The sequence below is a fragment of the Streptococcus suis genome (genome assembly GCF_002964575.1).
GTDB classification, from domain to species: Bacteria; Bacillota; Bacilli; order Lactobacillales; family Streptococcaceae; genus Streptococcus; species Streptococcus suis_R.
Genome location: NZ_POQQ01000084.1, coordinates 13,143 through 26,612, shown reverse-complemented (window position 1 = coordinate 26,612; position 13,470 = coordinate 13,143). Strand labels below are relative to the sequence as shown.

General features: G+C 38.4%; 10 protein-coding genes and 3 tRNA genes. 8 read left to right on the top strand and 5 right to left on the bottom strand.

Annotated features, from left to right (window positions below; all coding sequences use genetic code 11):
* Positions 1-71: 71 nt before the first annotated feature.
* On the bottom strand, positions 72-1,097 hold the full coding sequence (trpS, locus tag C1E58_RS10250) for a tryptophan--tRNA ligase (protein WP_105210265.1): 1,026 nt from the start codon (positions 1,095-1,097) through the stop codon (positions 72-74).
* Between the two features lie 359 nt (positions 1,098-1,456).
* Here trpS and C1E58_RS10245 point away from each other — a divergent pair, with 359 nt between their 5' ends.
* From C1E58_RS10245 to C1E58_RS10235, 3 genes are all read left to right on the top strand, one after another.
* Complete coding sequence (locus C1E58_RS10245) at positions 1,457-2,329, top strand: YitT family protein (RefSeq protein ID WP_105210264.1); 873 nt, start codon at positions 1,457-1,459, stop codon at positions 2,327-2,329.
* Between the two features lie 232 nt (positions 2,330-2,561).
* A complete protein-coding gene (locus tag C1E58_RS10240; protein WP_105210263.1) occupies positions 2,562-4,184 on the top strand; it encodes an ABC-F family ATP-binding cassette domain-containing protein in 1,623 nt (540 codons plus the stop codon).
* 36 nt (positions 4,185-4,220) lie between these two features.
* Entirely contained in the window at positions 4,221-6,800 is a 2,580-nt protein-coding gene (locus C1E58_RS10235; RefSeq protein ID WP_105210262.1) for a YfhO family protein, read from the top strand.
* Between the two features lie 77 nt (positions 6,801-6,877).
* Here C1E58_RS10235 and C1E58_RS10230 read toward each other — a convergent pair.
* Both C1E58_RS10230 and C1E58_RS10225 read right to left on the bottom strand, forming a co-directional pair.
* Positions 6,878-6,950, bottom strand: a tRNA-Asn gene (locus C1E58_RS10230).
* Between the two features lie 5 nt (positions 6,951-6,955).
* Positions 6,956-7,027 (bottom strand) — tRNA-Glu (locus C1E58_RS10225).
* A 113-nt stretch (positions 7,028-7,140) separates the two neighbouring features.
* Here C1E58_RS10225 and C1E58_RS10220 point away from each other — a divergent pair.
* A tRNA-Arg gene (locus C1E58_RS10220) sits at positions 7,141-7,214 on the top strand.
* Between the two features lie 7 nt (positions 7,215-7,221).
* On the opposite strand, the gene C1E58_RS10215 is transcribed toward C1E58_RS10220, so the two are convergent.
* Both C1E58_RS10215 and rlmH read right to left on the bottom strand, forming a co-directional pair.
* Complete coding sequence (locus C1E58_RS10215; RefSeq protein WP_105210261.1) at positions 7,222-7,896, bottom strand: YoaK family protein; 675 nt, start codon at positions 7,894-7,896, stop codon at positions 7,222-7,224.
* Positions 7,897-7,920: 24 nt separating this feature from the next.
* Positions 7,921-8,400, bottom strand: a complete 480-nt coding sequence (gene rlmH, locus C1E58_RS10210) for a 23S rRNA (pseudouridine(1915)-N(3))-methyltransferase RlmH (protein ID WP_105106565.1) — start codon at positions 8,398-8,400, stop codon at positions 7,921-7,923.
* A 165-nt stretch (positions 8,401-8,565) separates the two neighbouring features.
* On the opposite strand from rlmH, the gene C1E58_RS10205 reads away from it, so the two are divergent.
* The 4 genes from C1E58_RS10205 (at position 8,566) to dnaN (ending at position 13,457) form a co-directional block, all read left to right on the top strand.
* Entirely contained in the window at positions 8,566-9,768 is a 1,203-nt protein-coding gene (locus C1E58_RS10205; protein WP_419579968.1) for a S1C family serine protease, read from the top strand.
* A gap of 64 nt (positions 9,769-9,832) precedes the next feature.
* Complete coding sequence (locus C1E58_RS10200; RefSeq protein ID WP_105210259.1) at positions 9,833-10,597, top strand: ParB/RepB/Spo0J family partition protein; 765 nt, start codon at positions 9,833-9,835, stop codon at positions 10,595-10,597.
* Between the two features lie 202 nt (positions 10,598-10,799).
* Positions 10,800-12,167 (top strand): chromosomal replication initiator protein DnaA, encoded by a 1,368-nt coding sequence (gene dnaA, locus C1E58_RS10195; protein WP_105210258.1) that lies wholly within the window; start codon positions 10,800-10,802, stop codon positions 12,165-12,167.
* A gap of 153 nt (positions 12,168-12,320) precedes the next feature.
* Positions 12,321-13,457 (top strand): DNA polymerase III subunit beta, encoded by a 1,137-nt coding sequence (gene dnaN / locus C1E58_RS10190; protein ID WP_105114110.1) that lies wholly within the window; start codon positions 12,321-12,323, stop codon positions 13,455-13,457.
* The last annotated feature ends 13 nt before the right edge of the window (positions 13,458-13,470 follow it).

The following is a 13,470-nucleotide window of genomic DNA, read 5'->3' as shown; positions in this document are numbered from 1 at the left end:
TGGTTTTTACTTTATTATAAAACAAATGAAAAAAGCAACGTTTTTTAAACATTGCTCTTCCATCGTTAACCTTATTTAAAGTAGTTGATTCCCATTGCATCCTTGACTTGATCCAAAGTATTTGCTGCAACCTGACGAGCTTTTTGGCTACCTGCCTCTAACATGGCATAGACTTGCCCCATATCTTTAGCAAATTCGATACGACGCTCACGGATTGGTCCCAATTCACGTTCTAAAATGTCAAGAAGATAGCGTTTAGTTTTCACATCGCCCAAGCCACCACGCTGGTAATGCTCCTTCATAGACTCAATCTCAGCTTTATCTTCTTCACGTCCGAAAACATCAAGATAGTGGAAAACCATATTTCCTTCAATCTTACCTGGGTCTTCTACACGAATGTGGTTAGGATCTGTGTACATGGACATGACTTTCTTTTTGAGTGTATCCATGTCATCTGCCAAGTAAATCCCATTTCCAAGTGACTTAGACATCTTAGCATTGCCGTCCAAACCTGGCAAGCGACCAGCTGCTTCATTTTCAGGATAGATACCCTCTGGCTCCACCAAAATATCCGTCTGATAAGCATGGTTAAAGCTACGAACGATTTCACGGGTCTGCTCAATCATCGGTTTCTGGTCATTTCCAACAGGGACAAAATTTGCCTTAAAGGCTGTAATGTCCGCCGCTTGTGATACAGGATAGACCAAGAAACCAGCTGGAATTCCTTCGCCAAATCCCTTCTGAGCAATCTCCGTCTTAACCGTTGGATTGCGTTCTAGACGTGCAACAGATACCAAGTTCATGTAGTACATGGTCAACTCTGCCAATTCAGGAATTTGACTCTGGATGAAAATCGTTGTCTTAGCTGGATCAAGACCTGCTGCAAGATAGTCTAATGCCACATTACCAACTGATTCGATAATTTTTTGTGGTTCTTTGGCATGGTCTGTCAACGCTTGTTGGTCAGCTAAAAAGACAAAGAGTTCATGCTGTCCAGCATTTTGCAGTAGAACACGATTTTTCAAGGAGCCAACATAGTGGCCGATATGGAGTTTACCTGTTGGACGGTCTCCCGTCAAAATAATTGGTTTGGTCATTCCTTCACCTCATTTGATAATTTTCATAAAAAAAGCCCCGCACAGAAACTGTGCAAGGGCGTCAAGGACACGGTACCACCTTACTTAGGAGAACATACTCCCATCTCTATGCACATAAGGCCTGCTAGCCGAATCCTTATTGGTTCGAATTCATTACAAAATCAGTCCATTCACCAATCACCATTACCTGTTTGCAGCGACCACAAGCTCTCTAAAAATGGAAGATTACCTACTCTTCTGATTGACCTCTATTATACCTTTTAAAAAATAGAAAGTCAATACTTCCAAGCCTTGACGATAAGCTGGATTTTAGGGATAATAGAAGTTGCATTTTATGACATTTAAACAAGGAGAAGTGTATGAAAGAACGGATTAAAGATTTTGCTTATGTAACTTTGGGTTCCATTGTCATGGCTGTTGGTTTTAACAGTCTATTTTTAGAGAATAATATTGTTTCTGGAGGGGTTGGAGGTCTTGCTATAGCACTTAATACGCTCTTGGGCTGGAACCCAGCTGATTTTGTTCTCTACTGCAACATTCCTTTGCTCATTATTTGTTGGGTGTTTCTAGGAAAGTCTGTCTTTGTCAAAACAGTTTACGGCGCTATCATTTATCCATTTTGCATAAAGTTGACAGCAGGTTTACCAAGCTTGACAGAAAATCCTTTGCTCGCTGCTATTTTTGGAGGGATTATTCTTGGTTTTGGGCTTGGACTTGTCTTCCTAGGAAACTCTTCTACCGGTGGTACAGGTATCCTCATTCAATTTATCCATAAATACACTCCTCTCTCTCTAGGAGTAACAATGGCTATCATCGACGGAATAATCGTCGGACTAGGTTTTATCGCTTTTGACCCAGATACTGTCATGCACTCCATCATTGCCCTTATGACCATTACTTACATTGTCAACCGCATGATGTCCGGTACCCAATCATCTCGAAATGTCATGATTATTTCTCAAAAATCAGAAGAAATAAAAGACTACATCACAAAAGTTGCTGATCGCGGTGTGACAGAGCTCCCAATTATCGGTGGCTTTACAGGGGTTGACAAGCGCATGTTGATGACCACCATCTCTATCCCAGAAATGCAAAAACTGGAAACGGCTGTATTAGAAATTGATGAAACTGCCTTTATGGTTGTCATGCCTGCCAGCCAAGTTCGTGGACGTGGTTTCAGCTTGCAAAAAGACCATAAACACTACGATGAAGATATCTTGATTCCAATGTAACGTCATTTAGTTTATCTTTTATTACGTCGTTAACTCGCTTTGCCGTACTACACGAATGTTACTTACTATCGTAAGTATGATTTCCAACCTTCAATAGTCCACTGGACTATTGAAGCTATCTGCAACTTGTTGCCTAGTACTAAAAGCAAACTAAAAGACTATAATTCATTGAAAAATCAAGCCCTTTCTAGTACAATAATAAAGTGTAATAGACAGAAATATAGGAGAAACTATGCTTACAGTATCAGACGTGTCGCTCCGCTTTAGCGACCGCAAATTATTTGACGATGTCAATATCAAGTTTACAGCGGGAAATACCTATGGTTTGATTGGTGCCAATGGTGCTGGTAAATCTACTTTTTTGAAAATTCTTGCTGGTGACATTGAACCATCAACAGGCCATATCTCACTTGGTCCAGACGAGCGTTTATCCGTTCTTCGCCAGAACCATTTCGACTACGAAGATGAGCGCGTGATTGACGTCGTTATCATGGGGAATGAGCAACTTTACAGCATCATGAAAGAGAAAGATGCCATTTACATGAAGGAAGATTTTTCTGATGAAGATGGTGTTCGTGCTGCTGAATTAGAAGGTGAGTTTGCTGAACTTGGTGGTTGGGAAGCTGAAAGTGAAGCTTCACAATTACTCCAAAACCTCAACATTTCAGAAGACCTCCACTACCAAAACATGAGCGAATTGACCAACGGTGAGAAGGTTAAGGTTCTCTTGGCTAAGGCACTTTTTGGTAAACCAGATGTTCTTCTTTTGGACGAACCAACCAACGGTTTGGATATTCAATCAATCAACTGGTTGGAAGATTTCTTGATTGACTTTGAAAATACAGTTATCGTCGTGTCCCACGACCGCCACTTCTTAAACAAGGTATGTACCCACATGGCTGACCTTGACTTTGGAAAAATCAAGATTTTCGTTGGTAACTACGACTTCTGGAAACAATCCAGTGAATTAGCTGCCCGTCTGCAAGCAGACCGTAACGCAAAAGCTGAAGAAAAAATCAAGGAATTGCAAGAATTTGTTGCTCGTTTCTCTGCTAATGCTTCTAAGTCTAAGCAAGCTACTTCACGTAAAAAGATGCTGGATAAAATCGAGTTGGAGGAAATCATTCCTTCAAGCCGTAAGTATCCATTTATCAACTTCAAGGCAGAACGTGAGATCGGTAACGACCTCTTGACAGTTGAAAACTTGAAAGTTGTCATCGATGGTGAAACAATCTTAGACAATATCAGCTTTATCCTGCGTCCAGGTGACAAGACTGCTCTCATTGGTCAAAATGACATTCAAACGACTGCTCTTATCCGTGCTCTTATGGGCGATATTGAATATGAAGGTACTGTCAAGTGGGGTGTCACTACTAGTCAGTCCTACTTACCAAAAGACAACACCCGTGATTTCGACAGCAATGAATCCATCCTTGATTGGCTTCGCAATTTTGCCAGCAAGGAAGAAGATGACAATACCTTCTTACGTGGTTTCTTAGGTCGTATGCTCTTCTCTGGCGATGAGGTTAACAAACCTGTCAACGTCTTGTCAGGGGGAGAAAAGGTGCGCGTGATGTTGTCAAAACTCATGCTCCTCAAATCAAATGTTTTGGTATTGGATGACCCAACCAACCACTTGGACTTGGAATCCATTTCCAGTCTGAACGATGGTTTGAAAGCCTTCAAAGAGTCTATCATCTTTGCCAGCCATGACCACGAATTTATCCAAACACTTGCTAACCACATCATCGTTATTTCAAAAAATGGCGTCATTGACCGTATTGACGAAACCTATGACGAATTCTTGGAAAACGCTGAAGTACAGGCTAAAGTACAAGAACTTTGGAAAGCATAATAAAAAGGCGATTCATTCGCCTTTTCTTTTAAATCTATGAAAAAAATATTTACAAAAACATCTATTTATTACCTCTTATCCTTCCTTATTCCGCTGACTATTATTTCTATTGTCCTAGCCTTTCAAGGTATTTGGTTTGGTAGTGACACCACTATTTTAGCCAGTGATGGCTTTCATCAGTATGTTATCTTTAATCAAACTTTACGAAATACTTTACATGGGGACGGTTCTCTCTTTTATACCTTTACAAGCGGTTTAGGTCTAAACTTCTACGCTCTTTCCTCCTACTATCTAGGTTCCTTCCTATCGCCGATTGTTTTTTTCTTTGATTTACAATCCATGCCCGACGCCCTCTATCTTGTCACTATTGTCAAGTTTGGATTGATAGGATTGTCAACCTATTACAGTTTAAAAGGGATTTATCAAAAAATAGATAGCGTTTGGGCTCTTTTCCTGTCTACATCCTACTCTTTGATGAGCTTCTCTACCAGTCAACTAGAAATCAATAGCTGGCTAGATGTCTTCATCCTCATTCCTATTATCCTTCTCGGTTTACATCGATTGATAGAAGGAAAAAATCAAATGATTTACTATGTAGCTTTGACCTGTCTATTTGTCCAAAACTATTACTTCGGCTACATGACTGCTATTTTTCTAACCTTATGGACGCTAGTTCAATTATCTTGGTTAGAGAAACAAAGAATAAACGTTTTTCTTAACTTTACAGTAGTGTCAATTCTATCCGCCCTTAGCAGTCTATTCATGTTGCTTCCTACATATTTAGACTTAAAAACGCACGGGGAGACCTTTACAAAGATTGTCAACCTAAAAACGGAAGACTCTTGGTATTTAGACTTTTTTGCTAAGAATTTAGTCGGTAGTTTTGATACAACAAAATTCGGTTCAATTCCGATGATTTATGTAGGTTTACTACCACTTCTACTGACCATCCTATTCTTTACTTTGAAAGAGATAAAATGGCGTGTAAAGCTATCTTATGCTCTATTACTAGCAACCATTCTGGCCAGCTTCTATTTACAACCTCTCAACCTGTTTTGGCAAGGAATGCATGCTCCAAATATGTTTCTCTATCGATATGCCTGGGTTTTATCTACTGTCCTCATCTATCTGGCTGCAGAAACTATCATCCGATTAAAGCAGATTTCCCTTAAAAACTTCTATAGAGTAATTGCTTTTCTAACGCTAGGCTTCTTACTGACTTTTTTCTTTAGAGAACAGTACGCATTCTTAGAAGATGTCAACTTCTTATTGACACTTGAATTTCTCATTCTATACAGTATTCTATTCTTACTCCTATTTCGTCACCGACTATCAGGTAAATGGATTGCTACTATTTTCCTACTCTTTGGGCTGTTTGAAATCAGTATCCATACACATTATCAGGTACAGGGATTATCTCAAGAGTGGCATTTCCCTAGTCGCTCCAATTATGAAGAAAAATTGACAGATATTGACAATCTTGTAAAGACTGCTAAATCTGATAACACTAGTTTCTATCGTACTGAACGACTATTACCACAAACTGGAAACGATAGTATGAAGTATAACTACAATGGTATTTCGCAATTTTCTTCTATCCGTAATAGAGCTTCTAGCTCAGTCCTAGATAAATTAGGTTTCCGTTCAGATGGAACCAACCTCAACCTCCGCTATCAAAACAATACAATTATCGCTGATAGCTTATTTGGTATAAAATATAATCTTGCAACCCTTGATCCAAATAAATTTGGTTTTTCACTTTATAAAAGTTCCGATACCATCAATCTCTATGAAAGTAGTTTTAATCAAGGTTTAGCTATTCTCACTAATCAAGTTTACAAGGATGTCAAGTTTACGAATCTCACACTTGATAACCAAACCAATTTTCTCAATCAATTATCGGGACTAAATCATAAATATTACTACAGCATTCCAATTAGCTCTGTTCAAAATGCTACAGAGTTGGGAAATCGCATCACTGTGAATAAAGCAAGTGAGGAAACGAATGCTAAGATTAGTTACACCTTAACAGTACCTGCAAATAGTCAAGTCTATTTCAATTTACCAAAACTAACCTTCTCAAATGAAAGTTCAAAAAAAGTTGTCATTACTGTCAATAACCAGTCAAGTGAATTTACACTGGATAATGCCTTTTCTTTCTTTAATATCGGTAGTTTTTCAGAAGAACAGGTAGTCCAAGTTGACATCCATTTCCCTGAAAATAATCAAGTTTCCTTTGATAAACCACAATTTTATCGTATTGATTTACTTGCTTTCCAAGAAGCTGCCACTGTTCTAAAAGAAAAGCAAGTGGTGACACAAGCTGAGGGAAATAAGGTGACTGTTGATTTTGAAACAGAGAATGAAGCATCACTTCTTTTTACCCTGCCATACGATAAAGGATGGAAAGCTACTATTGATGGTAAGCCAGTAAAAATTCATAGAGCTCAAAAGGGCTTTATGAAAATCGATGTCAAGCCAGGACAAGTACAAGCAATTCTTACCTTTACACCTCAAGGATTTTACCTAGGTTTAATTATTTCTATATGCGCTCTCATTCTTTTTACTAGCTACCAAATTTTTAAACACAAGTATACTAAAAACATCTCAGTATGAATGAATTACTGAGATGTTTTCTTTTTAATTTTAAAAAATAAAACCTTGATTTCTCAAGGTTTCCTATGCTTTATCTACTCCGCCAACAGGGCTCGAACCTGTGACATCATGATTAACAGTCATGCGCTCTACCGACTGAGCTATGGCGGAAAGAATAGTCCGTACGGGATTCGAACCCGTGTTACCGCCGTGAAAAGGCGGTGTCTTAACCCCTTGACCAACGGACCATTTTTCAGAACAATAACTAGTATAATACACCACCTATTTTTTGTCAACACTTTTTTAAAAATTTTTACCGTATTGACAGAGTTAGTTGTTTAATGTACAATAAAGTAGTTAAGGTTCCATAGCTCAGCTGGATAGAGCATTCGCCTTCTAAGCGAACGGTCGCAGGTTCGAATCCTGCTGGAATCATATTGGCCTATCGTGAGATAGGTCTTTTTTCTTGCCATAATTTATAATTGATATAAAGGACAGGGATGAGAATTCCGATTAAGGCGTACTCATCAAATTGAAATGACAGCTGGGTTGCAATACTAACTCCTAACATAAAACCAATAATGGTAAATAAAATATTTCTTCCTGTCTTTTTCAGCTCTGCGTCTTGTTCAATCATACCTTTAAACCACAGATAGGCTGCGTTTTTTACATTACCAGTCATCATAACATTGGCATAGGGTGCCCCTCTCAATCTTCTAAAGGTTTCCACCTGAATAGAAGCTACAAAGGCCAAACTTGCAATGGTAAAATAGGCCGGCATAACAGGAGATAAGAGGATAGTTAAGAGAATGCAAATTAGCATAATCAAGCTACTCCCAAAGTGCCAGGACCAGGATTGTTTTTCGAAATATTTTCTAGCTAAATAGGTAAAAAATTGTCCAATCACAAAAAATAAAATAGGAACACAAAAATTAACTACTTGAGCAATATCTCCCTTAGCCATATAGTAGGCAAGAGAAATCACATTACCAGATTGTACACCTGCAAAACGTCCACCTTGGGTCACATAGGTAAAGGCATTGAGATAACCACTGATAAAGGTCAAGGAACAAGCTACGCGTAATCCTTCAAAAACACGATAATCTTTCTGATTCATTCTAACTCCTTGTTTCACGTGAAACTATTTATGGTAGGGACTGCCTTGTTGGATCATAAAAGCGCGATAAATTTGCTCGATAAGGACCAATTTCATTAGTTGATGAGGAAGGGTTAGTTGACCAAAGCTCATCAGTAAATTGGCTCTTTTCTTCACTTGAGGATCCAAACCTAGGCTACCGCCAATGATAAAGGTAATATCGGAATAGCCGCTCACTGTAATATCAGATAATTTCTTACTGAACTCCTCAGATGGAAACTGTTTACCTTCAATAGCTAGAGCAATAACATAATCACGATCGCTGATTTTAGCCATGATTCGCTCAGCCTCTTTTTTCAATATTTGTTCATTTTCGGCCTGGCTTGCCCTGTCTGGTGTCTTTTCATCCGCAAGCTCAATCAGTTCCAACTTGGTAAAACGACCCAATCGTTTACTATACTCTGCTATCCCATCCTTGAGATATTTCTCTTTCAATTTTCCAACGGTAATCAATTTTATTTTCATAAAAATATTGTAACATATCCACAGGCTTCTAGTAGACTTAATTCCGAAAAAAATCTCAGAAAATCAGAGTTTGTTCACATTATTCATGTGGTTATCCACAGGTTGTGGATTGATTTTTGAAAACTTTAAGCTATAATTAAGAAAGCAGGAGTAATCTTAAGGAAAATTAAAGAAACAGAAAGGATTCTCTATATGAAAAGATATTTGAAATTTGCTATTTTATTCGCCGTTGGTTTTATCGGTGGTTTAGCTGGAGCGTTGACTGCATCTATCTTTCAACCACAGGTCCAACAAGCCAACTCAGCTATTACCAGCGTCAGCAATGTCCAATATGATAATGAAACTTCAACAACTCAGGCAGTTGAAAAGGTGCAAAACGCCGTTGTTTCCGTTATCAATTACCAAACTGCAGCAAGTAATAGTCTAAGTGCCATTTTTGGAAATATTGCTAGTTCCGACGAATTAGCAGTAGCTGGGGAAGGGTCTGGTGTTATCTATAAGAAAGATGGAAACACTGCCTATATTGTAACCAATACCCACGTGATCAATAATGCAGAAAAAATTGACATTCTGTTAGCTTCGGGAGAAAAAGTAGCTGGGGAATTAGTTGGAGCCGATACCTATTCTGACATAGCCGTTATTAAAATCGCTGCAGACAAGGTGACAGCTGTAGCTGAATTCGCAGACTCTGACACCATTAAAGTTGGTGAAACTGCTATCGCAATCGGTAGCCCACTGGGTAGTGTGTATGCAAATACTGTCACACAAGGAATTATATCCAGCCTCAGTCGGACCGTTACCTCTCAGTCTGAAGATGGACAAACCATTTCAACCAATGCTATTCAGACAGATACAGCCATTAACCCTGGTAATTCCGGTGGACCACTCATCAATATTCAAGGTCAAGTTATCGGGATTACATCTAGCAAAATTACCTCTAGTTCTTTAAGTAGTTCTGGAGTGGCAGTTGAAGGGATGGGATTTGCAATTCCTTCAAACGACGCAGTATCCATTATTAATCAACTGGAAACAGATGGTAAGGTCAGTCGTCCTGCACTTGGCGTTCACATGGTTAACTTGACAGATTTGTCAACAAGTCAACTCGAAAAAGCAGGGCTAGCTAATACGGAGCTAACTTCTGGTGTCATCGTTGTTTCTACACAAGCTGGACTTCCAGCAGATGGAAAATTTGAAACCTACGATGTCATTACAGAGATTGATGGAGATGTCATTGAAAATAAGAGTGATTTACAGAGTGCCCTTTACAAGCACCAGGTTGGGGATACAATTACTATTACCTATTATAGAAACAATAAGAAACATACAGTTGACATCAAGTTGACACACTCTACAGATCAACTACAGTAAAAATAAACCAAAGTAGACTTTACAAGATTGTAAAGTCTGTTTTTTTTTGCTAAAATAGGCCTATATGGAAGAACTACGTATTATAAACATTTCAGATATCCAACCCAATCCCTACCAACCTAGAATTCATTTTGATGAAGAGAAGTTAGAAGAGCTGGCGCAATCTATCAAAGAAAATGGTCTAATTCAACCGATTATCGTAAGGAAATCATCTATTATTGGTTATGAACTCCTAGCAGGTGAAAGAAGATGGAGAGCCAGTCAACTAGCAGGAATGACAGAAATTCCTGCTATTGTAAAAGAATTAAGCGATGATGACTTGCTCTATCAAGCAATCATTGAAAATTTACAGCGTTCAGACTTAAATCCTATCGAAGAAGCGACCTCTTATCAGAAACTCATTAGCAAGGGCCTGACACATGACGATATCGCACAAATTATGGGGAAATCACGTCCCTATATCAGCAACCTCCTTCGATTACTAAATCTTTCAGAACAAATTCAAGAAGCTCTTAAAGAAGGAAAAATTTCACAAGGGCACGCGCGTCAGCTCATTGCATTTTCAGAAGAAAAACAAGCTGAGTGGCTTCATGCAATCATCGAAAAAGATTTGACTGTCCGAGAACTTGAAAACACCTTATCTAAGAAGAAAAGCAAAAAAACAAGATCAAAACCTAAAAATCAATTTATAAAGGAACAAGAAGGAGTGCTCAACCAGCTACTTGGAACCACTACAAACATTCTTCAGAAAAAAAATGGCAGTGGAGAAATCCGAATTCACTTTAACAACCTGGAAGAATTTGAACGAATTATCAACAATTTAAAATAAGCTTGTTTATAGAATTTTAGAATAAACACCTTTTTCCACAAAGCATTAACGATAAAAAGCTAGAATCTACACAGGTTCTAGCTTTTATTCACATCCTGTGGAAAACTTTTCTTAACAGTGTGGATTTTAAAAAGTATCTGTGGAAAACTTTTGCTTTTTATGGTACACTAGTCTAACCAATAGAAAATGAGAGGAGGAAATTATGAACAAAGAGCAACAATTCTGGCAACGATTTATCGAACTAGTCCAAGCAAGTTTCAAAGCTTCTATTTATGATTTTTACGTTGCAGATGCAAAATTACTGAGTATTGAACAACAAGTAGCCACTATTTTCTTAAATCGTCCCTTTAAAAAAGATTTCTGGGAAACAAACTTTGAAGAGTTGATGATTGCGGCTAGTTTTGAGATTTTCGGTGAACCACTAACTACTCGTTATCAATTTACAGAGGAAGTCACTGACGTAATTCCTACTAACAGAACTCCATACAAACCTTCTAAGCCAGTTTCAAGAACTGATATGGTAGAAAAGGTACTGCAACCTGTCCATTCTGATATTAAGCCCCAATATACCTTTTCAAATTTTGTCCAAGGAGATAACAATCATTGGGCCAAGGCAGCAGCATTGGCTGTTTCTGATAACTTAGGAGAGCTCTATAATCCGCTCTTTATATTTGGTGGACCTGGTTTAGGGAAAACTCATATTCTAAATGCAATCGGTAATAAGGTCCTAGCAGACAATCCTCATGCAAGAATCAAATATGTTTCATCTGAAACCTTTATCAATGAATTATTGGAGCACATGCGGTTAAACAAGATGAAGCAATTCAAGGAAACCTACCGTAATCTTGATTTACTTCTGATTGATGATATCCAATCCATTCAAAAAAAGGAAACCACACAAGAAGAATTCTTTCATACTTTCAATGCACTCCACCAAAAAAATAAGCAGATTGTTCTGACCAGTGATCGCAACCCAGACTATCTGGACAACCTTGAAGAACGGTTAGTGACTCGCTTTAAATGGGGCTTAACGAGTGAAATCACACCTCCTGACTTTGAAACCCGTATTGCCATTTTACGCAATAAATGTGAGGCTTTCCCCTATGATTTCACTAATGATACCCTGTCCTACTTAGCAGGTCAATTTGATTCCAATGTCCGTGACCTTGAGGGAGCATTAAAAGACATTAACCTACTGGCTACCATGCGCAATCTGTCTGAGATAACAGTAGAAGTCGCTGCCGAAGCCATCCGCTCCAGAAAGCAAACCAATCCTCAAAATATGGTGATTCCGATTGAAAAAATCCAAACAGAAGTTGGAAATTTCTATGGAGTTAGCCTGAAAGAAATAAAGGGGTCAAAACGCGTCCAACATATTGTTCACGCGCGACAAGTGGCTATGTTTTTAGCCCGTGAAATGACAGATAATTCCCTACCAAAAATAGGTAGAGAATTTGGTAATCGTGACCATACGACTGTGATGCACGCCTACAATAAGATTAAGAGCTTACTAATGGACGATGATAATTTAGAAATTGAAATTACCAGCATCAAAAATAAAATTCGCTAGCCTGTGTATAAGTTTTTAAAAATCAGTCTATTTTTCCACAAGTTGTGAACAAGCGATTTTTCTTAAAGAAAAAGGATTTGAGCCACTTTTCCACAGAATACACAGGGCCTACTACTACTACTAACCTTATAAATAATAAATAAAGGAGTTTCCATGATTCAATTTTCAATCAACAAAAATGTATTTCTCCAAGCACTGAATACAACCAAACGAGCAATCAGCACAAAAAATGCTATTCCCATTCTTTCAACAGTTAAAATTACAGTGACTAGTGATGGAATTACATTAACAGGTTCCAATGGCCAAATTTCTATCGAACATTTTATTTCTACTCAGGATGAAAACGCAGGTCTGTTGATAACTTCTCCAGGTGCAATTCTTTTAGAAGCTGGATTCTTTATCAATGTGGTTTCTAGCCTACCTGATGTCGTACTTGATTTTAATGAAATTGAACAAAAGCAAGTTGTATTAACAAGCGGTAAGTCAGAAATCACCCTAAAGGGGAAAGATGCTGAACAGTATCCTCGTCTGCAAGAAGTACCAACTTCAAAACCTTTGGTCCTAGAAACAAAAGTACTCAAACAAACTATCAACGAAACAGCTTTTGCAGCTTCCTTGCAAGAAAGTCGCCCAATACTAACAGGTGTTCACTTTGTTTTGACAGATAATAAAAATCTAAAAACAGTTGCCACAGATTCACACCGTATGAGCCAACGTAAATTGGTTCTTGAAAAGGCTGGAGATGACTTTAACGTGGTGATCCCAAGCCGTTCTCTTCGCGAATTTACAGTTGTTTTCACAGATGATATTGAAACTGTGGAAGTATTCTTCTCAAACAATCAAATTCTTTTCAGAAGCGAGCATATTAGCTTCTATACACGTTTGCTTGAAGGAACCTATCCAGATACAGATCGCCTGATTCCAACAGAATTCAAAACAGTTGCTGTATTTGACACCGCCAATCTCCGTCATTCGATGGAACGTGCCCGTCTGCTTTCCAATGCAACACAAAATGGTACAGTGAAACTTGAGATTGCCAACAATATTGTCACAGCTCATGTAAACTCTCCAGAGGTCGGTCGTGTAAATGAAGAATTAGACACCTTAGAAGTGACAGGTGAAGATTTGGTGATTAGTTTTAACCCAACTTACTTGATTGAAGCCTTGAAGGCTACCAATAGTGAGCAGGTCAAAATCAGCTTTATCTCATCAGTCCGTCCATTTACAGTGGTACCAAATAGCGAAGGGGATGACCTTGTTCAATTAGTCACACCGGTTCGTACAAACTAATTTAATCATAAAC

Coding starts and splice junctions, on each gene's coding strand:
- trpS (WP_105210265.1), bottom strand. CDS start 1,097: ATGACCAAACCAATTATTTTGACGGGAGACCGTCCAACAGGTAAACTC.
- C1E58_RS10235 (WP_105210262.1), top strand. CDS start 4,221: ATGAAAAAAATATTTACAAAAACATCTATTTATTACCTCTTATCCTTC.
- dnaA (WP_105210258.1), top strand. CDS start 10,800: ATGAACAAAGAGCAACAATTCTGGCAACGATTTATCGAACTAGTCCAA.
- C1E58_RS10245 (WP_105210264.1), top strand. CDS start 1,457: ATGAAAGAACGGATTAAAGATTTTGCTTATGTAACTTTGGGTTCCATT.
- rlmH (WP_105106565.1), bottom strand. CDS start 8,400: ATGAAAATAAAATTGATTACCGTTGGAAAATTGAAAGAGAAATATCTC.
- C1E58_RS10200 (WP_105210259.1), top strand. CDS start 9,833: ATGGAAGAACTACGTATTATAAACATTTCAGATATCCAACCCAATCCC.
- C1E58_RS10240 (WP_105210263.1), top strand. CDS start 2,562: ATGCTTACAGTATCAGACGTGTCGCTCCGCTTTAGCGACCGCAAATTA.
- dnaN (WP_105114110.1), top strand. CDS start 12,321: ATGATTCAATTTTCAATCAACAAAAATGTATTTCTCCAAGCACTGAAT.
- C1E58_RS10215 (WP_105210261.1), bottom strand. CDS start 7,896: ATGAATCAGAAAGATTATCGTGTTTTTGAAGGATTACGCGTAGCTTGT.